Consider the following 23,899-nt stretch of genomic DNA (forward strand, 5'->3'; position numbering starts at 1 on the left):
TTGACACCTCCCGGTCCCCCATCCCGGCTGGCCCCGTTGGCTATCCCCCACCCCGCCCCCGGCGGCGGGTGTAAATATTTCAAACAACCCCTTTTTCCGAAACCCCCCGCCCCCGGCCCCCCGCGCCGGGGCCTGCCAGCGTTGAATTCCGAGAGGTGCTGTGCAGCAACCGAACACCAATCCCGCGGACGGCAACAGCGCCGCCGACAAGCTCGACGACGACGACTACCCCGCCTACAGCATGGGCCGCGCCGCCGAAATACTCGGCGTGACCCAGGCATTCCTCCGCGGTCTCGACGGCGTGCAACTACTGTCCCCGCAGCGTTCCCCGGGTGGGCACCGCCGTTACTCCCGCAGCCAGCTCCGTATCGCCGCCCGTGTCCGTGAACTCGTCGATGCCGGCAACCCTCTCGAAGCGGCCTGCCGCATCGTCGTCCTCGAAGACGAACTCGCCGAAGCCCAGCGTCGCAACACCGACCTCCAGCAAACTCTCGACCAGCGAACCGACCCGGGATAACACGGCCGCCACCGCCCCTCGCCACAAGCTCTCGAATCCGTTCCCGGCGCCGCGCCGCCTCGATACCGCCCGTTCGTAACAGCGCGTGGTACACAACCGATGGTCAGGTGACAGAGAAGCAAGGTGAGAGATGGGATTTGGGATGAAGAGGACGACAATCGTCGCCGCACGGATCGCCGTTGCCGCCGCCTTGACTTCGGGCTTCGCCGCGGTCCTCGGCGCCGGCACCGCCCACGCCGCGCCCCAGGACTGCACTGTGACGCGGGATTTGGTCGGCGCGACCGCGACCTGTCACGACGAGGGACCTCCCGGCCGCGAGTACACGCTGATCGTCGAGTGTTTCGGCCTACATCCTGTGCCCAATGCCTTCCCGCTCGTGACCATCGGCCACTACCAGGGTTCGTGGGGTGGGTCTTTCGCTCCCTCCGGCCACGGCAGCGCCTCGTGTCTGGGCCCCCTCAGTGTCGGGACGACGACGAACGCTTACGTAAAGATCTACCGGGACTGATCCACCGCGTCGGCCGGTCAGGGCTCCGGTCTGCCGTCGACCGCAGCCCTTCGACGAACAGGATCAGCGCAGGCGTGTGCGGACCTCGACCCGTCCGCACCGCCGCCAGTGGGGCGCAGTACGCGAGGCAGTATCAGCCGGTGACCATCGCAACCACGTAGGTGCGGGCGAATTCCTCGAGTTGTTCGTCGGAGTCCAGGGGGATGAGCCCCGACGGGCACAGGATCAGGGAGTGGACCACCCGGCATACCAGTTCCGCGCGATTGAGCAGGTCGGCGGGTTCGGTGAGGAGGCCGGAATCCGCGGCGCGGCACAGGGCGGTATGAGCGGCGGCGACCGACATCGCGAATACGGGACCGCCCTCGATGGTGAGTTTTTCCAGGATCCGCTCCGGTTCCACGTCGAGCATGCGCCGGACCAGGACGTGTTCGCGCCACCGGGTGATGATGGTGACGAAGATGTCGGCGATCATGTCGTCGAGGCGTTCGTGACGGGTGGATATCGCGTCGACCTCGGTGAGTACCGCGGCCACCTCGCGGCTGACCACGGCCTGGACCACATCGTCACGTGAGCCGACGCGGCGATAGATGGTGACTCGGTCGACTCCGGCCTGACGGGCGATGTCTTCGATGGTGGTCTTCTTGACACCGAACTCGCCGAATCTGATCAACGCCGCGTCCAGAATGCGGGCCTCGATACCATCCTGCAGCCCTGGGGACGACGTGTACGCGGCGGACATGAGATAACGCTAGCAAGAGCGCGGTCGGTGCAAACACCTATCGGCCAGGACGCAAACGCATATCCTGCACTCGCAATATTGCAACATTGCCATTAATTATGTTGCCGTGTACATTCACCCAATGGTGCAGACCACCCAAGCAGCCGCTTGTTTCTCGCTGGTGTGTCTTCCGGCCCGACTATCGGGTCACAGCTGATGGGCACCCAGGCGCCGGCTCGCGGCCTACAGATGATCGGTGCGGCGGTCGATGCCTGCCGATCGATATTCGTGGCCCACCGGCCCACATCGGTGCTGCCACGGTCGAAAATGCTCTGGCACAGCGGTTTCAACCGCCGGCTCGTCGTCGCCGCCATCCAGCGAGAAGCGGTCGATGTGGTCGCCGTGGTCCTGGTCGATCCCGAGGGAGATCCCTTACCCGCCTGGCTTCCCGGCGCCCACCTCGACGTCTTCCTGCCCTCCGGCCGGCAGCGGCAGTACTCGCTGTGCGGAAATCCCCGTGACCGATCGGCTTATCGGATCGCGGTACGGCTCATGCCGCACGGTAACGGGGGTTCGATCGAAATCCACGAAAACCTGCGCAGCGGCGATATTCTGCGCGTCCACGGCCCCCGCCACACCTATCCGTTCGTCGACGCCGGCGAATACCTCTTCGTCGCCGGGGGGATGGGGATCACCGCACTCCTGCCCATGGCCCGGGCGGCGGGCCGGCGCGGCACGCTGATCTACACCGGCCGCACCCTGGAATCGATGCCCTTCCACGACCGGCTCCCCGACGCCGTGATCCGTCCCGACGACGAATTCGGCACACCCGAAATGGCAGATCTTCTCGCCTGTGCGAATCCAGGCGCGGCCGTCTATGTCTGCGGCCCCCCGCCGATGCTGGAGGCCGCGATCCGCGCCCTCCCACGCGTGAACCCGACATGTTCGCTGCACCTGGAACGCAGTCCCGGGGCACGCACGACCGTGCGGCATTCAGCGACGGTCCACCCGGCCCCCTGATTCCGGCCGGCACAGCGTCCGTCGGCTACATCCACAGTCGTCCATACGAAGCCCCACCCGGGACTAACGCATGAGCGCCCGGCTGATCTCGGCCGATTCGCAATACCGGCCAGCGCACACAGTTGGTATGACCAGAATGCCGGGCCATCGGTCAACGCGGTCGCGTCGTACAACTCGGTGTGGGGGTCCGGCTCGTACGAGGGAATATGCGCGCTGCCATCTCGACCCGAAAACACGACACGGACGACCGGGGTGTTACACCGAAAAAAAGGCCCCTCATCTGCCGGAGCAGTGAGGGGCCCGAAGCGGTGGCGGAGGGATTTGAACCCTCGGAGGGGGGTTACCCCTCACACGCTTTCGAGGCGTGCTCCTTAGGCCGCTCGGACACGCCACCGCAAGTCACAATACCGGACCGGCCGCCGATCCTCGAAATCGGGCCTCGACCTGCATTTACGCATCGGGCCGACGCTGAGAGCGGAAGAACGCGTCGAGGATCGCCGCGCATTCGTCCTCGAGTATTCCGCCACGAACCTGCGGGCGGTGGTTGAGACGGCGGTCGCGGACCACATCCCACAGCGACCCCACCGCACCCGTCTTGGGCTCCCACGCACCGAACAGCAGCCGGTCCACCCGCGCCGCGACCAGGGCGCCGGCGCACATCGTGCACGGTTCGAGGGTCACCGCCAGGGTGGTTCCGGTGAGCCGCCAGCCGTCGCCGTGGACCGCCGCGGCGCGGCGCAGAGCCAGTACCTCGGCATGGGCGGTGGGGTCGCCGGTGGCTTCGCGCGCGTTGGCGGCGCGGGCCAGTTCCCCGCCCTGGCTGTCGAACACCACCGCGCCGACCGGTACGTCACGGGGATCGGCGGCGCCGGCGGCGGCCAGCGCCGCCCGCACCATATCGGTATCGGAGAGCGGGCCGCTCACCTCAACGTTGCAGTTTGTCGAGCACCGCGGAGAACTCCGAGGCGAACCCGAGCCGTTCGGCGATCATCGCGAGCTGCTCGTCCGGGTAGAGGTCGGTTTCGGCGAGGATCACGCTGAATACCGGCTCGGGGAGACCCAGATCGGCCAGGATGCCGAGGTCACCTTCCTCCCACGGCTCGGTATCGTCCAGATCGTCGGGGTCGATATCGGGGATCTCGATATGCAGTTCCTCGAGGACATCGGCCGCGATGTCGTAGTCGATCGCCGCGGTCGCGTCCGACACCAGCAGCCGAGTGCCGCTGGGGGCCGGGCGGACCACGATGAAGAACTCGTCGTCGACGTCCAGGAGTCCGAAAACCGCACCGGAGGAGCGGAGTGCTTTCAGTTCGTTCTCCGCGGCGGACAGTGTGGTGAGCGCGGCCGTGGTCAGCGGACTGCATTTCCATGTACCGTCTTCCCGGACAACGGCCACCGCGAACCCCTCGACGTCGTCGTAATCGTCCGACGTCGCCCTGTTCGTGCCCGAGCGCTGTGCTGCCATGGGCGCAACGGTAGTCGGCTGGAGCCCGTTAGATGAACTCGTATGCGAATCTGTTCCGGTGACGGCTGACAACCATACGGCGCTCTGTGTTCTCGGGACGGGTTTGATCGGCGGATCGCTGCTGCGTGCGGCGGCCGCGGCGGGCTACACCGGCTGGGGATACAACCGATCGGCGCCGGGCGTGGCGGCCGCCCAGGAAGCAGGTTTCGACGTATCCGATGACCTCCCGGCGGTACTGGGCCGCGCCGCCGAAACCGATGCCCTGATCGTGGTGGCGGTGCCGATGCCGGCGGTCAATCCGATGCTGGACGCGATCGACCGGTACGCGCCGCGGTGCCCGCTGACCGATGTGGTGAGTGTGAAATCCCCGGTTGCGGCGGCAGTGCGCCGGTACGGCCTGGAAGAACGCTATGTGGGCGGACATCCCATGGCGGGAACAGCCGAATCCGGTTGGCAGGCAACCCATCCCGGCCTGTTCCGGGGTGCCGCCTGGGCGGTGGGCGCCGATCCGGGTACCGACCCGCACGCCTGGACACGGGTAACGCGGCTGGCCCTGGACTGCGGGGCGGTGGTGGTCCCGGTGATCGCCTCGGAACACGACCGCGCCGTTGCCCGGATCTCGCATCTGCCGCATGTGCTGGCCGAAGCGCTGGCGGTGGCCGGGGCACGCGGTGGCGACCTCGCGCTGGGGCTGGCGGCAGGTTCCTTCCGCGACGGCACCCGGGTCGCGGCAACCGCACCGGACCTTGTGCGCGCGATCTGCGAACCGAACTCCGACGCGCTGCTCGCGGTACTGGACGAAACACTCGCTGCGCTCGCCGAGGCCCGGGAGGCACTGAGCGCACACACTTCGCTCGACGAACTCACCGCCGCCGGGCACGCAGCGCGGCAACGCTACGAATCCGCGCGACGCTGGGAGATCACCGATATCGAGCCGGGTGCGCCGGGCTGGCTGGAGAAATTGCAGGACGCCGGCCGGACGGGCGGAGTGATCACCCGCCTGGACATCGGGACGTAGGCGAACTGACCCGCCATATCCGTTCGGCGGGCCCCGGGAACCGACGCCGCGATACTCTGCCGAGTCCGGGCCGAGCGGTCAGATTCGCTCGGCCAGACCCGGATAGTCCAGGACGAAACCGTCCGGATCGACGGTGAGCGTCGCACTGGACACCGGAGAGAGCACACTGATCCCGTCACCCGCGCTGCTGTAGGTGAGATCGGCCTCCTGCACGGTCAGGTCCGGCAGGCCCACGTAGACCACCGGAACCTGGACATCCTCCATCGCGTGCTGCAGACCGAAACGCCGGATCGGCAACGTATTGAAGAACGGACTCAGCACCACATCCGCGTCCAGCGCCCCGCCGAACTTCGAGCGCACATGGGCACCGGTGGCGTCGATGAGCCAGTAGTTCTCCTCGTCGCGCGCGATCGACGCATGCCGTTCCCCGGCCGCGGTCGTGCTGCGCAGCGATAGCCGCCTGGTCGCCCCGTTCTCGTCGGTGACCAGGTCATAGGAGGCACTGAACGCGGGATGCTCCCCACAACCCCCGCCGATGATGCGGCCGCTGGCCCGGATCCTGTTGCCGTTGAGGGTTACGCGAACCGATTCCATCCGCGAGGAGTCGTGGGAGCGCCAGGTGAGCACAGCGGGCCACCGCACCGGCTCCGGCACGGTGCCCGGACCAGGGGTTTCGTCGCTCGTTTCTGTCACGTGTCCACCGTACGCAACAGACCGGCCGGCGCAGCCGATGATCACGGACGCGCCGGAGGATGTCCACTCACCGATTGCCCGGTCCGCGTCATCGCGTTTGCCGAACTCCCGGCCATTCGAGCCGGGCGATCCCCGCAGCGACCGGCCCTACCCGAGGAGTCTGGCGGAGACGGAGGGATTTGAACCCCCGGTCGCTCTCACGACTCTCGCTTTCAAGGCGAGTGCATTCGGCCGCTCTGCCACGTCTCCAAGGCCTCGATGTTAACCGATACCCCCGGCCACAACCGAAATCCGGCGGGCGCTGACCGGCGGTAGCCGATCCGGTGTTGTCACCGCGGAACGGCGAGCAGGTCCCGGGTGATTCCGGCGAGGTCGGCACAGCCGGACAGACCCATCGCGGAATCGAAATCGGCGAGCAGTAACCGCAGGGCGTGCCGCACACCGGGCGCCCCGGCGATACCGAGGGCGTAGGCCCAGGGGCGGCCGTAGCAGACGGCTTTCGCACCGAGAGCGAGCGCGGTCAGGACATCGGAACCGGTGCGGATACCGGAGTCGAACAGCACATCGGCGCGGTCGCCGACGGCTGCGACGATCGGGCCCAGTGCATCGAGCGCGGCGATCGAATTATCGATCTGGCGGCCACCGTGGTTGCTCACCAGAACGCCGTCGGCGCCGGCGTCCACGACCAGGCGGGCGTCGTCGGGGTGCAGGACGCCCTTCACCGCGATCGGCAGATCGGTCCAGTCCCGCAGTTTGGCCAGGTCGGCGGGTCGAAGGCTGTGGTTGCCGAACAGACCCACCCAGGTGAGGATCGCCATCCGCAGGGCGTCCTCGCTCTCCTCGGGCGGGGCCGGCAGCTTGGCCCGGAAGACCGGGTCGGACAGGTAGTTCGCGATACCTTTGCCCAGCAGGAACGGCAGATGGGCGAGTTCCAGATCACGGGGACGCCAGCCGAGCGAGGGCGTATCCACGGTGACCACGATTGCCTGCGCACCGGCCCGCTCGGCCCGCTGGACGAAGGACCGGGCCAGCTCGTCGTCGGCCGGCCAGTACAGCTGATACCACCAGTCCCCCGCCACCTCGCCGACTTCCTCGATGGTCGACGAGGAAGCTGTGGACAGCACAGTGCCCACCCCGAGTTCCTTCGCGACCCCGGCCACCACGACCTCGCCTTTTTCGTGCAGCAATTCCAGCACCCCGACCGGCGCGGTGAGCACCGGCGCCGCGAGTTTCGTACCCAGGACTTCCACGGCGGTATCCCGCGCGCCGGGCCCGCTGGTACCACGAAGCATGCGCGGCACCAGCCGGAACCGTTCGAAGGCCGCCAGATTCGCGGTGGCGGTGCGTTCGCTGGACGCGCTGCCGGCCACGTAGGCGAAGGCGCGCGCGTCGAGCAACTCCCGGGCCCGGCTCTCGAACCCGTCCGCCGTCATCGGCAGTTCGGGCACTGCCCCGCCCATTCCCTGGAGGTAGATCTCGTTCTGGAAGTCGATGAAGCTGCTCACGGACGCACACGCTAGCCCTGTCGGCCGTGTCCAGGGCGCATACGGTGATCGCTGTTGCACTATGGGGCGATGCGCGCGATCAATTTGAACGGTTTCGGTGGGCCCGAGGTGATGGAGTGGTCGGCGGCGCCCGACCCGGTACCCGGGCACGGTGAGGTGCTGATCGAGGTGGCGGCGGCCGGGGTGAACCGGGCCGATCTGCTGCAGCGCCGCGGCTTCTACGCGCCGCCGGCCGGGACGACACCGATCCCCGGGCTGGAATGTTCCGGCGTCATCGCGCAGGTCGGCGACGGCGTCCGCGAGTGGTCGGTGGGTGACCGGGTGTGCGCGCTGCTCTCCGGCGGCGGCTACGCCGAGAAGGTGGTGGTGCCCGCCGGCCAGGTGCTGCCGGTGCCGGAGGGCCTGGATCTGGCGGCGGCGGCCGGGCTGCCCGAGGTGGCCGCGACGGTGTGGTCGAATCTCGTGATGACCGCCGGCCTGCATTCCGGGCAGCTGCTGCTCGTGCACGGCGGTGGTAGCGGTATCGGCACGCATGCCATCCAGGTGGCGGTGCGGCTGGGCGCCCGGGTCGCGGTGACCGCGGGCTCGGCGGCAAAGCTCCAGCGCTGCGCTGAGCTCGGGGCCAGCGTTCTGATCAACTATCGAGAGCACGATTTCGTGGACCTGATCCGCGCCGAGCACGGTCTGGGCGGACCTGGCGCCGATATCATCCTCGACAATATGGGCGCCGCCTACCTGGGCCGCAATATCGAGGCGCTGGCCGCGGACGGCCAGGTGGTGATCATCGGGATGCAGGGCGGTGTGAACGCCGAACTGAATCTGGGTGCGCTGATGGCCAAACGGGGCACGGTCCGCGCCATCAAACTGCGCGACCGCCCGGCCACCGGGCGCGGCAGCAAGGCCGACATCATCGCCGAGGTACGCGCCCACGTGTGGCCCCTGCTGGAAAAGGGTGAGATCGTACCCGTGATCCACGCCGAGGTGCCGGTGGCCGAGGCGGGCCGCGCGCACGAAATGCTCGACGAACACGAAACATTCGGCAAAGTGATTCTGCAGGTGGCCAGCTGACCCGGGCGCCGGGGACCTCAGCCGAGGGACGCGAGCGCCCGGCCGAAGAGGTCGATCTCGCGCCGGGTGGTGTACGGCGCGAGACCGATCGTCACCGCACCGCCTTCGTCGTTGACGCCCAGCGCGTCCAGTAGCCGGCTGCCGCCGTGGGCACCGGCGAGCACGGTGATCCGCTTATCGGCCAGTTCGGCCGCTATCTTCTCCGCCTGCATACCGTCGATGGTGAAGCTGACCGTCGGGATCCGGGTCGACGCCCGGCCGATCACGGTGAGACCACTGATCTTGTCCAGGGTGCTCATCAGATGCTCGAACAGCTGGTCGTGGTAGTCCTGCAGCGAGGTCACAGAGATCTCGAGCCGTTCCCGCCGGGTTCCCTCGGCACGTTCGTCGAGACCGGCGAGATAGTCGATCGAGGTGGTGAGCCCGGCCAGCAACGCATACTGGTGTCCGCCCACCTCCAGCCGTTCGGGACCCTTCGCGTACGGGTTCAACGCCATGGACGGGATCCGGTCCAGGAACGCCGGATCCCGGAAGACCAGCGCCCCGACCTGCGGCCCGCCCCAGCTCGGACCGCTGAGCGCGACCACATCGGCATTCAGGTCCTCGATATCGATCAGCGCGTACGGCGCCGCACCCACCGCGTCGGCGACCAGCAGCCCGCCGACCTCGTGTACCCGTTCCGCGGCGACCCGCACCGACGGTGCCGAACCCACGATCGGGGAAGCCGCCGTCAGCGCGACCAGCCGGGCGGTGGGACCGATGAGTTCCTCGAACTGCCAGGCCGGCATCTCACAGGTCTCGATCTCCACCTCGGCCCAGCGCACATGCGCGCCGTACCGGTTGGCGATACGCAGCCACGGCGCGACATTCGCCTCGTCGTCCAGGCGCGACAGCACGATGCCGGTGCCCAGTCCCAGCCGGGAACTCAGTGATTCGGCCAGCCAGGACAGCAGGACGGCGCGGTCGGGCCCCAGTACGACCCCGCTCGGGTCGGCACCGACGAGATCCGCGACGGCCACCCGGGCGTCGTGCAGGATCTCCGCGCTGCGTTTGGCGGCACCGTGCCGGCCGATATGGGTGAAAGACGACGAGCGGAATCCGGTCGACACCGCGCGCGAGACAGAATCCGGAACAAGCATGCCCGCCTGCGGAGCCAAGTTGATCCAGCCGTCGGCCAGGGCGGGGATCAGTCCCCGGACCCGCGCGACGTCGTAAGTCATGCAGGCCACTTTAAGGCAGCGGCCTCGGCTCGGTAACCCTGGTCCGGCCCAGTGTGGGGACTTGCCCGCGGGCGGCACGGCCGGTTCGCCGCGGGCGGCACAGCGGGTACGACCCGCACTACCACCACCGGCTTTAGCGAGTTCGCGGCGAACACGACATGATGGGGGCATGACGCAATCGGATGACGCATCGGATCCCGTTGTCGTGATCGGCCCCGAAGGCCGTCCGCTGGTGTTGCCGCCGGGCGCCGCATCGAACGCGTCGTATTCCGGCGGGGAGAACTCCACCGGCGACGAGACCGAGGGCGACCGCACCGAAACACTCGCCGATATGGTCGAGCAGCCGGCCAAGGTGATGCGGATCGGCACCATGATCAAACAGCTGCTGGAGGAGGTGCGGGCGGCCCCGCTCGACGACGCCAGCCGCACCCGCCTGGCCGAAATCCACAAATCCTCCATCCGCGAGCTGGAGCAGGGCCTGGCCCCGGAGCTGCGCGAGGAGCTGGAACGGCTGGCGCTGCCGTTCAGCGAAGAGGCCGTCCCCTCGGACGCGGAACTGCGGATCGCGCAGGCGCAGCTCGTGGGCTGGCTCGAAGGTTTGTTCCACGGCATCCAGACGGCGTTGTTCGCCCAGCAGATGGCCGCGCGCGCACAGCTCGAGCAGATGCGCCAAGGTGCCCTGCCACCGGGTATCCACGCCGGTGAGGGCCGTGGCGGTCAGCAGGGACACTCCATCGGGGGCACCGGGCAATACCTCTGAACGCGGTGGTGTATATGCCAGGCGTTACCGGATCGTGTTGCCGGGGTAGTGTCGTGCACCGTGCCTGCAGCTTCCGCTCGCCCCGACCTGGTAACCCCTGAAGAACCGGCGAGCACCGACGAGAGCTCGGTGCGCGCCGACCACACTCCCGCCGCAGATGAGAAGCCCGTGAGTTCCGAGCAGACCCCGGTAGCCGATACCGATATCGCCCAGGTGACCGCCCCGGCACCGATCGAGCCCGATTCGCAGTCCTGGGCCCGCGCCTGGCGCGATATCCGCGACGGTTTCGGACAGCGCGAACTATGGCTCTCGCTCGGCTGGCAGGACATCAAACAGCGCTACCGGCGTTCGGTGATCGGTCCGTTCTGGATCACCATCGCGACCGCCGTACAGGCCACCGCCATCGGCATCCTGTACGCGGCGTTGCTCGGTCAGCCGCTGCAGGAATACCTACCGTACGTCGCGGTGGGCCTGATCGTGTGGAATGTCATCAACGCCTCGATCCTCGAGGGCGCGGATGTGTTCATCGCCAACGAGGGCCTGATCAAACAGCTGCCCTCGGCACTGAGCGTGCACGTGTTCCGGCTGGTGTGGCGGCAGATGCTGTTCTTCGCGCACAACCTGCTGATCTACGTCGTGGTCCTGGCCCTGTTCGGGGTCTGGCGCGATCTGCACTGGACGGCGATTTTCGCGCTACCGGCGCTGGTGCTGCTGTTCCTCAACGCCATGTGGGTCTCGGTGCTGTTCGGGATCTTCAGTACCCGCTACCGCGATATCGCACCCATCCTCGGCAGTATGACGCTGATGCTCTTCGTGCTGACCCCGGTGATGTGGAGCACCAAGAGCCTCGAGGCCCAGGGCGGCGAGGTCGCCGAACGGGCCCGGGTGGCCGAACTGGTCCCCACCTACCACTATCTGGAGATCGTGCGTGCGCCGCTGCTCGGCGACGACCAGAAGCTGTACCACTGGGCAATCGTCGGCGGGATCACCGTGGTGGGTTGGATCGGTGCCGCGATCGCCCTGAAGAAGTACCGTTCGCGCGTGCCCTACTGGGTTTAGGAGTCAGCCGGTCATGACCGATCAGGTGAGTATCGAAACCCGCGACGCGTGGGTGGAATTCCCGATCTTCGACGCGAAATCTCGGTCGCTGAAGAAGGCGTTTCTGGGCAAGGCGGGCGGTTCGATCGGCCGCAACCAGTCCGATGTGGTGGTCGTGGAGGCACTGCGCGACATCACGCTGTCGCTGAAGGAAGGCGACCGGGTGGGCCTGGTCGGCCACAACGGCGCCGGCAAGTCCACCCTGCTGCGACTGCTGTCCGGTATCTACGAACCCTCGCGCGGCAGCGCGCGCATCCGCGGGCGGGTGGCGCCGGTGTTCGATCTGGGCGTCGGGATGGACCCGGAGATCTCCGGCTACGAGAACATCATCATCCGCGGCCTGTTCCTCGGGCAGACGCGTAAGCAGATGCTGGCCAAAATCGACGAGATCGCCGAGTTCACCGAACTCGGCGAATACCTGTCCATGCCCTTGCGTACCTATTCGACCGGTATGCGGGTCCGGCTGGCGATGGGTGTGGTGACCTCCATCGACCCCGAGATCCTGCTGCTGGACGAGGGTATCGGCGCGGTCGACGCGGAGTTCATGAAGAAGGCCCGGATCCGGCTGCAGGAACTGGTCGCCCGCTCCGGCATCCTCGTTTTCGCCAGCCATTCCAACGAATTCCTCGCCCAGCTCTGCGATACCGCGATGTGGATCGACCACGGCCAGATCCGGTTGCAGGGCGGAATCGAAGAGGTGGTCCGCGCCTACGAGGGTCCCGAGGCGGGTAACCATGTGGCGACGGTACTGCGGGAACTGGAGGCCGAGAAGGCCGGTGGTTCCCCGGCCGCAGCCGCCGGCCCGGCACAACCGGCCGACGGCGAACGAGAACTGGAGAAAAATCAGGTATGAGCGAGTCAGGCCCGGAGGGGGTGGCGAAGCGTGACCACGCGGAGCCCTCGCTCACACCCGATGGATCGAGCCCGATCGAGTCGGGTGGCTCGGCACAGCCGGAACAATCCACAACTGCGCCCGCCGAGCCGGCCACGGCGGTGAAGGACGAGCCGGCGACCACAGGGCAACCGGACCAGGCCAAGACTGCGCAGGATGCGCCGCCGTCGGCAGAACAGGACACATCCCCCACGCCTGCCCAGGATTCGCCGCCCACGGCGGAACCGGCCGAACCGACCACGACGGGGCCGGCCGAAACGAACGCGACACCCCGGGTCGTTTCCCCCGGTGCCGTGCCCACGGACCCCGCCGCGGCGGTACTTCCCGCGGTCGACTACAGCGCGGACGCCACCGTCGTCGCCGTGGTGGTCACCCACAAGCGGCGTGATCTACTCGCCGAATCGCTGAAAGCCGTGGCGACCCAGTCGCGCCCGGTCGATCATCTGATCGTGGTCGACAACGGGAACGAGAGCGAGGTGGCCGAACTGGTCGCCGATCAGCCGGTGCCGACCACCTATCTCGGTTCCGCGCACAACCTCGGCGGTGCCGGTGGGTTCGCGCTGGGCATGTTGCACGCGCTGAGCCTGGGTGCCGACTGGGTGTGGCTGGCCGACGACGACGGCCGCCCAGACGGTCCGGAAGTACTCGCCACGCTGTTCGATTGCGCACGCCGCCACGAACTCGTGGAGGTTTCGCCGGTGGTGTGCGATATCGACGAGCCCGATCGGCTGGCCTTCCCGCTGCGCCGCGGCCTGGTGTGGCGGCGGCGGCGCTCCGAACTCGGCTCCGATGATTTCCTGCCGGGTATCGCCTCTCTGTTCAACGGCGCGCTGATCTCGGCGCAGGCGGTGGATGTGATCGGCGTACCGGATCTGCGGTTGTTCGTGCGCGGTGACGAGGTGGAGGTCCATCGACGCCTGGTGCGCTCCGGATTACCCTTCGGCACCTGCCTGCAAACGGCGTATCTGCATCCGAACGGTGCCGCCGAATTCAAGCCGATCCTCGGCGGCCGGATGCACACCCAGTACCCGGACGATCCGGTGAAGCGCTATTTCACCTACCGCAACCGCGGCTACCTCATGTCGCAGCCGGGTATGCGAAAGCTGCTGCCGCAGGAATGGATTCGTTTCTCCTGGTTCTTCCTGGTGACCCGCCGCGATCCGGCCGGGCTGCGCGAGTGGTTCCACCTGCGCAGCCTCGGCCGTAACGAGCAGTTCCAGAAACCGGATTAGCCCCGGACCGCAGATACGGCTCATATCGGTCACCCGATGCGTAACAGGGGTTGACGGCGGATGCGAGAGTTTCCTCCCCACCAGGTAGGTTCGGCTGGCAATCAGCATGATTCGGGAGGAGATCGATGAGTTACCCCGGCGGTCAGCCGCCACAGGGCATGCCCGCACCCGGCCAGTTCCCGGCGCCGCAACCACAGTTCGCGCCGCCGGCACCGTATCCGGGTGGGCAGCCGCAGCAACCAGGGGGACCACAGGGGCAGCAGCAGTGGGGCGTGCCACCGCAGGGATTCGGGCAGCCCCCGGGGCAACCGCAGCACCCGAGCAGCCCGCAGCCCCAGCCGGTGGGACAACCGCAGTTCCAGAGCGGGCCGTACCCACAGCCGGCGGGGCAACCGCCGGCACAGTTCGGGCCGGGCGGGCAGCCCGGACCGTATGGCCAGCAGCCGGGTCAGGCGGGGCCGAACGATCCACCGGGCATCACGGTGGATTGTTCCTACACGCCCATGGCCTTCCTGCTCGCCATCACCAAACCGAAGATTTTCGTCAACGGGCAGCAGGTGCCGAATACGCGGTGGGGCGCGAACCATATCCCGGTCGGCGCCGGCAACTATCACGTGCGCGTGGTGACGCCGTGGTTGTTCGATATGGGTCCCGCGGACGCCCCGGTGTCTGTTCAGCCCGGGCAGGCGGTTCGCTACTACTACCGGACACCCGCGATCATCTTCATGAACGGCGCGATCGGGCCGGTACCGCAGAAGACCCCCGGCATGGTGGTGATGTACGTGCTGTGGGCGTTCGTAGCGCTCATGTTCGTGCTCAACATCGCCGTGATGGCATCGATGTGAGTTGATGCGCACGCTCGGCGCGCCCGGCAGGGCCGGGTCCGCCGAGCGCACACCGTGATGCGTAGCGTCTGATTCCCGGCGCTGCCGGACGGGATCGCGGAGGGCCGCTCGGCCGTACCGCAGAGCTCCTCGATGTCGGCCATTTCGGCGAGACCGCGAGGGGCTTCCTCACGAGCACGCCCGTGGCGCCGACGGACACGCGCCGAACGCATCCGTGACGAGCTCGGACTTCGACGACCTCGTCGCGGTCCGGATATCGGACGCACGGCAGGCGCGGCCGACCTACCTGCGCTGATCGCGCGCCCCCTGGGCAACGTCGAGCCGGTTGCCTACGCTCGAACCGCATGCGCCTGCCACGTGGGGAACCGCGGGCGGCGGCCGCGACGACAGAAGGGGCAGGCTATGACGGCAACCGGAGACAAACCACTGAGCGGCCGGACGATGATCATGTCCGGTGGCAGCCGGGGCATCGGCCTGGAGATCGCCAAGCGGGCCGGCGCCGACGGCGCGAACATCACGCTGATCGCCAAAACCGATCAGCCACATCCCAAACTGCCCGGCACCATCCACACCGCGGCGGCCGAGATCGAGGCCGTGGGCGGGACGGTATTGCCGTTCGTGGGTGATATCCGGCTCGACGATTCGGTGGCCGAGGCCGTCCGGCAGACCACCGAACGTTTCGGCGGAATCGATATCGTGGTGAACAACGCCTCCGCCATCGACCTGTCCCCCACCGATACGCTGGCCATGAAGAAGTACGACCTGATGCAGGACATCAACTGCCGCGGCAGTTTCCTGCTGTCCAAGCTCTGCATACCGGAGTTACGCAAATCCGCTGCGGCCGGGCGTAACCCGCATATTCTCACGCTTTCGCCCCCGCTGAACCTGGACCCGAAATGGGCGGGCTCCTCATTGGGCTACACGATCGCCAAGTACGGCATGTCACTGACCACGCTGGGGCTGGCCGAGGAACTGAAATCCGACGGTATCGGCGTGAATTCGCTGTGGCCGCGGACCACCATCGCCACCGCGGCGGTGCGCAATCTGCTCGGCGGTGACGAGATGGTGAGCACCTCGCGGACCCCGGATATCTACGCCGACGCGGCCTACCTGGTGCTCACCTCACCGGCCGCCGAAACCACCGGCAATTTCTTCGTCGACGACGACGTACTCGCCGCCCACGGCATCACCGACCTCGACAAATACCGCGTGACGCCCGGCGACGGTCCCCTCACCACAGACCTGTTCCTCTGACGAGCAACCGCCGCCTCACCCGGGGGTGGAACCGTAATGGTTCCCCCCCGCCCGTCAGCTCATCTCCCGTTGATCCCGTACAGCCGCTCCCAGTTCTCCCGGCTGGTCAGTTCGGCATGGGCGCTGCGGTAACGCTCCTGCAGCGTCGGCAGCTCCTTGCGCAACCGGCGCAATACGCGCAGCGTGCGCAGCAGCAGGGCACGCGCCCGCGCCTTGTCGCGTTTACGCACCCGCACCCCCGATTGCGAGGCGTCGGTGACGACCACATGGTCGAACAGGGAGACGTGCCACCAGTGCGCATCTTCACGGGTCACTCCGACGAGCCCGTACTGCACCCGGCCGGTCCACTGCTGGATCGCCCGTTTGATCAGCACCGCCAGCAACCGGCTCGGTTCGCCGCCCGCCCGGCGCACCCGGATATCGGCGGAGTTCACCGGCGGGGTGGCGGCGGGATGTTTCATGGTTTCCGGGTAGTCGGCGCGGCTGGTGCGGGCCCGGCGCAGTACCTCGGTGCCGCCGTCGCGCAGGATCTTCGGCCCTTCCAGGAAATCCTCGATACCCTGCAGCGTGGTGTGCGCGAGACCGTACTGCATCCCGACCAGGTACTCCGCGATATTGCGAAGCAGCTGACGCGAGATGGTGTCGGCGTCCAGGTCGGTGTGCATGGCGCTGACGATCAGCGAGTTACGGGTGCTGAAGTAGCGGGCCCAGTCGTCGAAATCCTTCCAGTAGAAGTCCGCGTGCCAGACCGCCGCGTTCGGCAGGGTGACCGTGACGAAGCCGTGCTCCCGCGCACGAACCCCGTACTCGACATCGTCCCACTGGAAGAAGATCGGCAGCGGCAGCCCGATCTTCTTCACCACCTCGGCCGGTATCAGGCAGGTCCACCAGGCGTTGTAGCCGGCGTCGACGCGGCGTTCCTGGTTCTTCTTCAGCATGCTGGTGTTGCGCAGCGCCTTGGGTACCTTCTGGCCGTGCATCAGCTTGTCCAGGTGCACATCCTCGGCACCGACGTTCAGATAGTCGGGGTTGAGCAGGAAGAGCATCTGCGCGCCGACCAGGGTCGGTTCCACGGTGAGGTTGGCGAAGGCCTGCAACCGCAGCACGGTTTCGGGCTCGCAGAGAATATCGTCGTCCATGAGGATGACGTCGGCGTGCTCGTTGGCCGCCGACACCTCGTACAGTCCGCGGGTGAAACCGCCGGCGCCGCCCAGGTTGGGCTGGCGGATATAGCGCAGTTTCTCGCCGAGCGCGGGCCGGGTTTCCTGGTAGCGCGGCTGGTTCTCCACCAGGTCGGTGCCCTGGTCCACCACGTACACCGCGTCGAGGGCGCCCAGTACGGTCTGGTCGGAGGCCAGTGCCGCCACGGTTTCGGCGCAGTCCTGGGCGCGGTTGAAAGTGCAGATGGCGATGGCCACCGGGCGTACGGTGCCGGGTGCGGGGGCGGTCCAGGTGAGGTCCGAGACGGCCAGTTCACCGCCGACGGCGTCGAATTCGAGCCAGAGCGCGCCGCCGTCGACGAACTGGTCCAGCGGCGCGGTCAGGGTGACCGGGCCACTGGCGGTGACCTCGGTGCTGCCGACGATGCGGCGGTGCCCGGCGATATCGGAGGCGACGATCCGCACTCTGGCATGTTTGCCGACGTGCAGGGTCATTGTCGCCTGCACTTCGGTCACCACGGTCCAGCGCTGCCAGTAGCTCGCGGCGAAACGGCCGAAGTAGGTGTTGGTGTGTGCAGTGGCGCCCTTTTCCAGGTGCAGGCTCATCCGATCGCGGGTGGCGCGACCTTTGACCACCGCGTACAGCTCGTCGCTGATCTTCGGCGACGGTCCGGTGAAAATGCCGCGGGCGAGCACCAGCCGGTCCGGTGCCCGGTGGTGTTCGGCGCGCAGCGACTCCGGCGCGACCGCCGAGTGTTCGTTCGTCTCGCTAACGGCCTGCATAGCCGACTGGTCCATGAAGTCCTCGAAATCCTCGTATATCGCGCATGAGCGAGGGCCCTGCGTGGTTACGCTTCGCTACCGCCTCCGGGCCTGACTCGCTCATACTCTGCCTATTAAGCATGAGCGAGGGCCCTCCGTGGTTACGCTTCGCTACCGCCTCCGGGCCTGACTCGCTCATACTGGGTGCCGACGGGACCGACATGTCCCGGAATACGGTTCGCGGCGCGCCCGAGAATATCAATCAGCCACGCCGCTCGCCCGTTCGGTCGTTTCCCTATCGCCTTCGCCGGTAAACACGAACTTGTCATAAGCCCAATACCGGAACACCACGGCAACAATCTGACCTATCAGTGTTCCAGAAATATTGTCCGCCAGCGGGGTGGACAGATCCAGCACATAGCGGGAGAAACCCAGACAACCCAGCTGCAGCCCGATGGCGATCACATTGATCAGCGCATACATCACATATTCGCGCGCCGGGCTACCGGTTTGCTTGTGCGAGAACGTCCACCATTTGTTGCCGAAGTAGGTGACCACAGTCGCCACCGCGATCGCGATGATCTTCGCGGGCAGCGGGACGTGGAACATCACCCCCTCGCCGCCCCAGGCACCGAAGTTGAACACCAGCAGGTTGTAGGTGCCGGCATCGACCAGGAACCCGATCACCCCGACCACCAGGAACGCCGCACTCTGCCGCAGCCCGGCACGCACTCGCGCGGCGAGCGAACGAGGGGGCGGCGCGCCGGTGTCGACCACGGCCGACGACTCACCAGATGACACGCGCCGACGGTACCGCAGTGACCTGAGCCATCGGGTTGCGCACGGCAGAAGCGAGTCAGGCCCGGAGGCGGTAGCGCAGCGTAACCACGTAGGGCCCTCTTCTGCCCCATGGATACAGCCCGGTACTCTCCCGGTGTTCCCATATCCATCGATTTCGAGGATTTGACCAGGTGGAGTCCACCGTTCTCCGTGTTGCTGCCGTGGTCCCGTGCCACAACGAAGAAGCATCGGTCGCCAAGGTCGTCACCGACCTGAAGGCCGCGGTGCCCGGAATTGTCGTGTACGTGTACGACAACCTGAGCACCGATGCCACGGTCGAGAAGGCGCAGGCCGCCGGCGCCATCGTGCGCAAGGAGCTGGCCAAGGGCAAAGGAAATGTCGTACGCCGGGCCTTCGCCGATATCGAGGCCGATGTGTACCTCATGATCGACGGCGACGACACCTACGAGGCGTCCGCGGCTCCGGAAATGATCGAAACCCTGCTCTCCGGCCCCTTCGATCATGTGCTCGGTGTGCGGAAGCAGGATGTGGGCGGATCGGCCTACCGGGCCGGTCACGAAACCGGCAACCGGGTCCTCAACGGTGTGGTCGGCAAGGTTTTCGGCGAGAACGTCGAGGATATGCTGAGCGGGTTCCGGGTGTTCTCCCGCCGCTTCGTCAAAAGTTTTCCCGCCGTATCCCGGGAATTCGAGATCGAAACCGAACTCACCGTGCACTCGCTGCATTTGCGTGTACCGCAGACCGCGGTCCCGGTCGGCTTCCGGGATCGGCCCGCGGGTAGCGAGAGCAAATTGCGCACCTACCACGACGGATTCAAAATCCTGGCCCTGATCTTCGGCCTCGCCCGGCACGAGCGGCCGGTGGCGTTCTACGGCCTTTTCGGCACCCTGAGCTGGTTGATCTCGGTGGTGCTGACCATCCCGATCATCGCGGAATACTACGAATCGCATACCGTGCCGCGCTTCCCCACCCTCTTCCTCGCGTGCACACTGCTGCTCGTGGGCTTCCTCGCTTGGACAGCAGGCCTGATCCTGGACGGTATCCGCCGCTCCAGGCACGAGGCCGCACGGCTGATCTACCTGCGCTACGAAGCGCCGGGCGCGGCGCAACCGGCCTCCTCGACCGGCGAACCCCAGCCGGATCCCGTGGCCGGGGATATCCGTTGACCGCCGATACCGAGACCCGTCCCGCCGGAGACGAGCGGGCCGCGGGCCGTAAACCCCTGTCCGCTCCCGCCCGCGCCGGCCGGGCCGTGATCCGCCGGGCCGGCCCGGCGACCGTCGCCTTCCTGCTGCTGGCCGGAATCTTCGGCCTGGTGTTCGCGGTGATGAGCCCGCCGTTCTGGGGTCACGACGAACTCACCCAGTTCGGCCGCGCCTATCAGGTATCGCAGGGCGGTCTGGGCCCCACCGAAATCGAGGACGACCGCGGGGTCGCCTACGGCGGTGAAGTGCCGGCCGCCGTGGAAGCGCTCATGGGATTCGCGCTCGACGATTACACCCACAACCCGGGCGAGCCGTTTCCCCTCGTCGCCGACCCCGGCACCTACCAGCGGCTGAGCGACGCACCGGTTACCGACGAGCGGAAAACGGTGTGGTTCACCAATACCGCGGCATATTCGGCGGTCCCCTATATCCCGAACGCGATCGGCATCTGGACCGCTGACCTGGTCGGCGCCGATGCGGGCACCCTGGTGCGGCTCACCAGGCTCGCCGGATTGGCCTCCTATCTGCTGGTGGTCGGGTTCGCGCTGTGGGCCCTGCGCGCACACCGGATCCAATGGCTGGCGTTCACCGTGGCCGTTCTGCCGATCGCGGTGTTCCAGGCCGGCACCATCACCGCCGATACCCTCACCAACGCGCTCGCCCTGCTGGTCTCCGCGTTGCTGGTGAAAGGACTGTTCCTCGGGGACCGGCTGGGTCGCACCGAAACGGTCGCGGTGATGGCCTGCGCCGTCCTGCTGCCGCTGTGCAAACCGACCTATGTCCTGCTGGCCCTGCTGGTGGTGCTGATCCCGGCCGAGCGGATGGGCCTGACCGGGTGGCGCCGCCGGCTCACCTGGGTCTTCGCCGCCCTGGGCGCCATCGGATTCGCGGCGTGGATGAAGATCGCGGCACCGACCGGCGAAGGCACCAGCCTGATGCGGCCGCGGCACCAGTGGTACACGGTCGATACCGGCGAACAGCTGATCGGCATCCTGACCGACCCGTTCGGTTTCCTGCGGACCTTCTGGGAAAGCATTCTGCGTCGCGACCACGAGTGGTTCACGGAGTTCTTCGGCGAACTCGGCTTCGCGTACGTGAACGTGCCCGCCACCGCGATCGTGGCCTGCCTGCTGGCTCTCGCGGTGAGTGTAGGGACCGCCGAACGCTTCGCGCACCCGGATTTCCGGCGGACGCTGGTGGTCGCGCTGGTCATGGCCGCCAGTGTCGCGATGATCTACGTGACGCTGTACATGTCGTTCACGCCGGTCGGCTACTACATCATCGACGGTGTCCAGGGCCGGTACTTCATTCCACTGGCCATCGTGACCCTGGCGGTGCTGCTGCGCTGGATGCCCTTCCGGCTCCGCGGCCCCGGGGACCGTGAGCCCGGCCGGGGCGCCGCGGTGACCATCGTCGTCGCGGCGACGATCGCACTGGTCGCCACGGTGGCGAAGTACCACATCTACGTCTGGGCTTAGCCGCCTCGGGCGGCGCGGCTCGGAGCCGTCGTCTCGTTCTGCACTCCGCCGTTGTGGGGTGGCGGAGCCTCCGGCAGTGCGGCCTTGTCAACCCTCGTACCGGAACGTGACCGGTCCGGAGGATGAGTCGAGGGACGGAGGTGCGGGATCAGGGCGTCGCGATGGTCTGTTCACCGGCTACCGCGTAGGCGCGTTCGGTGGCCGCTTTGACCGGGCGCCACCAGGATTCGTTGTCCCGGTACCAGGCGACGGTGGCGGCCAGACCGGTCCGGAAGTCCGCGTAGCGGGGCCGCCAGCCGAGTTCGTCGCGCAGCACAGTGGCGTCGATGGCATAGCGCTGATCGTGCCCGGCGCGATCGGTGACGAAATCGAAATCGTCCGGGGCGCGGCCGAACTCGGCCAGCAGCAGTTCGACCACGGTGCGATTGTCGAGTTCCCCGTCCGCCCCGATCAGATACGTCTGCCCGACCCGGCCACGTTCCAGCACATCCCAGACGGCGCGGTTGTGATCGTCCACGTGAATCCAATCGCGGACCTGGTGCCCGCCGCCGTACAGCCGCGGCCGCACCCCGTCGATCAGGTTGGTGATCTGGCGCGGAATGAACTTCTCGACGTGCTGGTAGGGCCCGTAGTTGTTGGAGCAGTTCGACAGGGTGGCACGGATCCCGAAGGACCGCACCCAGGCGCGCACCAACATATCGCTGGCCGCCTTGGTGGCCGAATAGGGACTCGACGGGTTGTAGGGGGTGCGCTCGGTGAACGCGGGATCACCGGCGGCGAGATCGCCGTAGACCTCGTCGGTGGACACATGGTGGTAGCGCACATCGTGGCGGCGCACGGCCTGCAGCAGGGAGTAGGTGCCGACGATATTGGTCTGCACGAACGGCCACGGTTCGGCCAGCGAATTGTCGTTGTGCGATTCGGCGGCGAAATGGACCACCGCGTCCACCCCGCTGACCAGTTCGTCGACGAGGTCCAGATCCGCGATATCCCCGTGCACGAAGTCGATACGATCGGCCACCGGATCCAGCGAGGAACGGTTACCGGCGTAGGTGAGCGCGTCCAGAACGGTGACCGTCACCTCCGGACGTTCGGTGACTGTCTGCTGGACGAAGTTGGCTCCGATGAACCCGGCCCCACCGGTCACGAGAAGACGCACCCACCCACTCTAACTTCCCGTGCTGCCCGGTCCGGGGCATAACCGGCAACGCTCAGGTGTCCTGTGGGGGCCGGCTGTGGAGATGGCGGGTGAGAGTATGCCCGAGCTGGGGTGTGAGCGGGCCGGTGTGGTCGATGCCGAGCTGGGTGGCGAGTGCGGTGGCGTGCAGGCGGGTGGTGGTCTCGAGGAGGGTGGCGTAGGTATCGCTGGTGCCGCGGATCCGGTGGCGGGCGGTGGCGGCGATGACGACGGCGAGCGGCACGGCGGGCCACCACAGGATCCCGAGCGGCAGGTAGAGCACCGCCCAGGCGGCGAGGGTGGTCGCCCGCGAAAGGGTAAGGCGGGCCGCGGTGAGCTCGTCGCGGGTGGTGTCGGGGAGGATGAGCCAGAGAGCGGGCCAGACGGTGGCGAGATCGAGATGGTGGTCGCGATCCAGGCGCAGGGCGGCCGCATGGATACGGTCGCCGCTCCACGTCGGGCGTTCGGGGCGCTCGACAGCGATTCTGTCGCGAATCCGGGCAGCGCGATGCCGGCGGGCGGGGTCGGGGCGGTCGGCCGGGTCGGGAGCCAGCGCTCCCCGGTATTCCGCCTGGTAGGCGGCATCGGCGACATCCCATCGGCGGCGACGGACGCGCACAAACCAGCGGGCCGGCAACCGCAACGGTAGCGACAGGCTCTGCCATCCGGCAGCCAGGCAGATGTTCTCGACGACGGCACCGAGGAACTGGGCGATCAGCCCCACGACGGCGGCGCCGGCGAGTACGGCGATCAGCAGGATGAGCTGACCACCGAAGGTGGTGACGGCCGGATGCCCGGCGTAGCTGGTGATCTGGTGGCCGAGGTATCGGATATCGAGGGCGTGCGGGTGTCCCAGAACGCGTGCCGTGGCGACAACTGCCAGGTAGAGGGCGCCGGGTAAGGCCAGCAGGGAAAACCATTGCTCGGCGAGTTTTCTGGTGATCTCGCTCCAGAAACCGGCCATTCAGGCCAGCCGTTCGCGCCGCAGCGGTTGACCGCTGACGGCACACCGAGGTGGCTCGGCCCCGGTGCCGGCATCGCCGCGGCCGACACAGACTTGCAAGGGGCAGCGGTAGACGACCTCGAAGCTGTGCACGCCGAGAGCTTCCAGGCTTCGCGTATGCCCGAAGATCCCCGGCGCGTCACCGGCGACCCGAAGCGCGGTGTGGACCGCGTGCAGGGCCGGCGCGATATCCACCGAACGGCTCGAACGGACAGCGCCCAGCAGCTGCTGTAGCGGTGTGGAGGTATCGGTTCCGTCGTCGCCGAGTGTGCCGCTTATCTCCGCGAGATGTTCGCAGAGATAGGCCAACGCTGCTGTGGCACGGGCGGTGTCGGGTGGCAGCGGAGACAATGTCGGACCCCCTCGGAACATCGGCGACTGCGCAGGCACCGCTGTCCGACATTCTCGTTCCCGGACTTGGCGGCGTGCTCGCCGGATCTTATCCTCGATATCCGGCGAGCGAAACGGCCACGGCGCCAAGCACAGTGGCCGACGCGAGG

General features: G+C 67.4%; 24 protein-coding genes and 2 tRNA genes. 13 read left to right on the forward strand and 13 right to left on the reverse strand.

Going from position 1 to position 23,899, the window contains the following annotated elements; translation table 11 throughout:
- Positions 1-160: 160 nt before the first annotated feature.
- Together QH195_RS08575 and QH195_RS08580 are read left to right on the forward strand one after the other, a co-directional pair.
- The gene (locus QH195_RS08575; protein ID WP_280423348.1) at positions 161-517 is read left to right on the forward strand and encodes a MerR family transcriptional regulator; all 357 of its coding nucleotides are present in this window, start codon (positions 161-163) and stop codon (positions 515-517) included.
- 142 nt (positions 518-659) lie between these two features.
- Positions 660-1,025: a hypothetical protein gene (locus tag QH195_RS08580; protein WP_280423349.1), complete on the forward strand. Its 366-nt coding sequence runs from the start codon at positions 660-662 to the stop codon at positions 1,023-1,025.
- 133 nt (positions 1,026-1,158) lie between these two features.
- On the opposite strand, the gene QH195_RS08585 is transcribed toward QH195_RS08580, so the two are convergent.
- Positions 1,159-1,764 carry a TetR/AcrR family transcriptional regulator gene (locus QH195_RS08585; RefSeq protein ID WP_280423350.1) on the reverse strand — a complete coding sequence of 202 codons (606 nt, stop codon included), beginning with the start codon at positions 1,762-1,764 and terminating at the stop codon, positions 1,159-1,161.
- Positions 1,765-1,959: 195 nt separating this feature from the next.
- Between QH195_RS08585 and QH195_RS08590 the strand changes: the two genes are divergently transcribed.
- The gene (locus QH195_RS08590) at positions 1,960-2,763 is read left to right on the forward strand and encodes a ferredoxin reductase (protein WP_280423351.1); all 804 of its coding nucleotides are present in this window, start codon (positions 1,960-1,962) and stop codon (positions 2,761-2,763) included.
- 306 nt (positions 2,764-3,069) lie between these two features.
- Here the strand turns inward: QH195_RS08590 and QH195_RS08595 are convergent.
- The 3 genes from QH195_RS08595 to QH195_RS08605 form a co-directional block, all read right to left on the reverse strand.
- A tRNA-Ser gene (locus QH195_RS08595) sits at positions 3,070-3,157 on the reverse strand.
- A 56-nt stretch (positions 3,158-3,213) separates the two neighbouring features.
- On the reverse strand, positions 3,214-3,660 hold the full coding sequence (locus QH195_RS08600; RefSeq protein WP_280434979.1) for a nucleoside deaminase: 447 nt from the start codon (positions 3,658-3,660) through the stop codon (positions 3,214-3,216).
- Between the two features lie 28 nt (positions 3,661-3,688).
- The gene (locus tag QH195_RS08605; RefSeq protein WP_280423352.1) at positions 3,689-4,228 is read right to left on the reverse strand and encodes a tRNA adenosine deaminase-associated protein; all 540 of its coding nucleotides are present in this window, start codon (positions 4,226-4,228) and stop codon (positions 3,689-3,691) included.
- Positions 4,229-4,286: 58 nt separating this feature from the next.
- Here QH195_RS08605 and QH195_RS08610 point away from each other — a divergent pair, with 58 nt between their 5' ends.
- Positions 4,287-5,246 carry a prephenate dehydrogenase gene (locus QH195_RS08610; RefSeq protein WP_280434972.1) on the forward strand — a complete coding sequence of 320 codons (960 nt, stop codon included), beginning with the start codon at positions 4,287-4,289 and terminating at the stop codon, positions 5,244-5,246.
- Between the two features lie 78 nt (positions 5,247-5,324).
- Here QH195_RS08610 and QH195_RS08615 read toward each other — a convergent pair whose 3' ends face one another.
- From QH195_RS08615 to QH195_RS08625, 3 genes are all read right to left on the reverse strand, one after another.
- The gene (locus tag QH195_RS08615) at positions 5,325-5,939 is read right to left on the reverse strand and encodes a putative glycolipid-binding domain-containing protein (protein WP_280423354.1); all 615 of its coding nucleotides are present in this window, start codon (positions 5,937-5,939) and stop codon (positions 5,325-5,327) included.
- A gap of 161 nt (positions 5,940-6,100) precedes the next feature.
- Positions 6,101-6,188, reverse strand: a tRNA-Ser gene (locus QH195_RS08620).
- 80 nt (positions 6,189-6,268) lie between these two features.
- Positions 6,269-7,444: an alpha-hydroxy-acid oxidizing protein gene (locus QH195_RS08625; RefSeq protein WP_280423355.1), complete on the reverse strand. Its 1,176-nt coding sequence runs from the start codon at positions 7,442-7,444 to the stop codon at positions 6,269-6,271.
- 69 nt (positions 7,445-7,513) lie between these two features.
- Here QH195_RS08625 and QH195_RS08630 point away from each other — a divergent pair, with 69 nt between their 5' ends.
- A complete protein-coding gene (locus QH195_RS08630) occupies positions 7,514-8,512 on the forward strand; it encodes an NAD(P)H-quinone oxidoreductase (protein WP_280434973.1) in 999 nt (332 codons plus the stop codon).
- 17 nt (positions 8,513-8,529) lie between these two features.
- Here QH195_RS08630 and QH195_RS08635 read toward each other — a convergent pair whose 3' ends face one another.
- Positions 8,530-9,732: a cysteine desulfurase-like protein gene (locus tag QH195_RS08635; protein WP_280423357.1), complete on the reverse strand. Its 1,203-nt coding sequence runs from the start codon at positions 9,730-9,732 to the stop codon at positions 8,530-8,532.
- 169 nt (positions 9,733-9,901) lie between these two features.
- Here QH195_RS08635 and QH195_RS08640 point away from each other — a divergent pair, with 169 nt between their 5' ends.
- The 6 genes from QH195_RS08640 to QH195_RS08665 all read left to right on the forward strand — a co-directional run bounded on the left by QH195_RS08640 (position 9,902) and on the right by QH195_RS08665 (position 15,813).
- Positions 9,902-10,492 carry a bacterial proteasome activator family protein gene (locus QH195_RS08640; protein ID WP_280423358.1) on the forward strand — a complete coding sequence of 197 codons (591 nt, stop codon included), beginning with the start codon at positions 9,902-9,904 and terminating at the stop codon, positions 10,490-10,492.
- Between the two features lie 204 nt (positions 10,493-10,696).
- Entirely contained in the window at positions 10,697-11,551 is an 855-nt protein-coding gene (gene wzm / locus QH195_RS08645; protein WP_432278414.1) for a galactan export ABC transporter permease subunit Wzm/RfbD, read from the forward strand.
- Positions 11,552-11,564: 13 nt separating this feature from the next.
- On the forward strand, positions 11,565-12,443 hold the full coding sequence (wzt, locus tag QH195_RS08650) for a galactan export ABC transporter ATP-binding subunit Wzt/RfbE (protein WP_280423359.1): 879 nt from the start codon (positions 11,565-11,567) through the stop codon (positions 12,441-12,443).
- A gap of 401 nt (positions 12,444-12,844) precedes the next feature.
- Positions 12,845-13,714, forward strand: a complete 870-nt coding sequence (gene glfT1 / locus QH195_RS08655; protein ID WP_432278829.1) for a galactofuranosyltransferase GlfT1 — start codon at positions 12,845-12,847, stop codon at positions 13,712-13,714.
- A gap of 125 nt (positions 13,715-13,839) precedes the next feature.
- Positions 13,840-14,559 (forward strand): hypothetical protein, encoded by a 720-nt coding sequence (locus tag QH195_RS08660; RefSeq protein ID WP_280423360.1) that lies wholly within the window; start codon positions 13,840-13,842, stop codon positions 14,557-14,559.
- A gap of 402 nt (positions 14,560-14,961) precedes the next feature.
- Complete coding sequence (locus QH195_RS08665; RefSeq protein WP_280423361.1) at positions 14,962-15,813, forward strand: SDR family oxidoreductase; 852 nt, start codon at positions 14,962-14,964, stop codon at positions 15,811-15,813.
- A 59-nt stretch (positions 15,814-15,872) separates the two neighbouring features.
- On the opposite strand, the gene QH195_RS08670 is transcribed toward QH195_RS08665, so the two are convergent.
- Both QH195_RS08670 and QH195_RS08675 read right to left on the reverse strand, forming a co-directional pair.
- Positions 15,873-17,771 (reverse strand): glycosyltransferase, encoded by a 1,899-nt coding sequence (locus QH195_RS08670; protein WP_280434974.1) that lies wholly within the window; start codon positions 17,769-17,771, stop codon positions 15,873-15,875.
- Between the two features lie 222 nt (positions 17,772-17,993).
- The gene (locus tag QH195_RS08675; protein ID WP_280423363.1) at positions 17,994-18,512 is read right to left on the reverse strand and encodes a GtrA family protein; all 519 of its coding nucleotides are present in this window, start codon (positions 18,510-18,512) and stop codon (positions 17,994-17,996) included.
- A 194-nt stretch (positions 18,513-18,706) separates the two neighbouring features.
- Between QH195_RS08675 and QH195_RS08680 the strand changes: the two genes are divergently transcribed.
- Entirely contained in the window at positions 18,707-19,702 is a 996-nt protein-coding gene (locus QH195_RS08680) for a glycosyltransferase (RefSeq protein ID WP_280423364.1), read from the forward strand.
- A complete protein-coding gene (locus QH195_RS08685) occupies positions 19,699-21,219 on the forward strand; it encodes a DUF2142 domain-containing protein (RefSeq protein ID WP_280434975.1) in 1,521 nt (506 codons plus the stop codon). Before QH195_RS08680 ends, QH195_RS08685 begins: the two co-directional genes overlap by 4 nt.
- Before the next feature lie 148 nt (positions 21,220-21,367).
- On the opposite strand, the gene rfbB is transcribed toward QH195_RS08685, so the two are convergent.
- Genes rfbB through QH195_RS08700 form a run of 3 tightly spaced genes read right to left on the reverse strand, consistent with a single transcriptional unit; the run spans position 21,368 to position 23,750 of the window.
- On the reverse strand, positions 21,368-22,378 hold the full coding sequence (gene rfbB / locus QH195_RS08690; protein ID WP_280423366.1) for a dTDP-glucose 4,6-dehydratase: 1,011 nt from the start codon (positions 22,376-22,378) through the stop codon (positions 21,368-21,370).
- A gap of 52 nt (positions 22,379-22,430) precedes the next feature.
- On the reverse strand, positions 22,431-23,360 hold the full coding sequence (locus QH195_RS08695; protein ID WP_280434976.1) for a hypothetical protein: 930 nt from the start codon (positions 23,358-23,360) through the stop codon (positions 22,431-22,433).
- Complete coding sequence (locus QH195_RS08700) at positions 23,361-23,750, reverse strand: hypothetical protein (RefSeq protein ID WP_280423368.1); 390 nt, start codon at positions 23,748-23,750, stop codon at positions 23,361-23,363.
- Positions 23,751-23,899: the final 149 nt, after the last annotated feature.

The organism is Nocardia carnea (assembly GCF_029868855.1).
Lineage (GTDB): Bacteria > Actinomycetota > Actinomycetes > Mycobacteriales > Mycobacteriaceae > Nocardia > Nocardia carnea_A.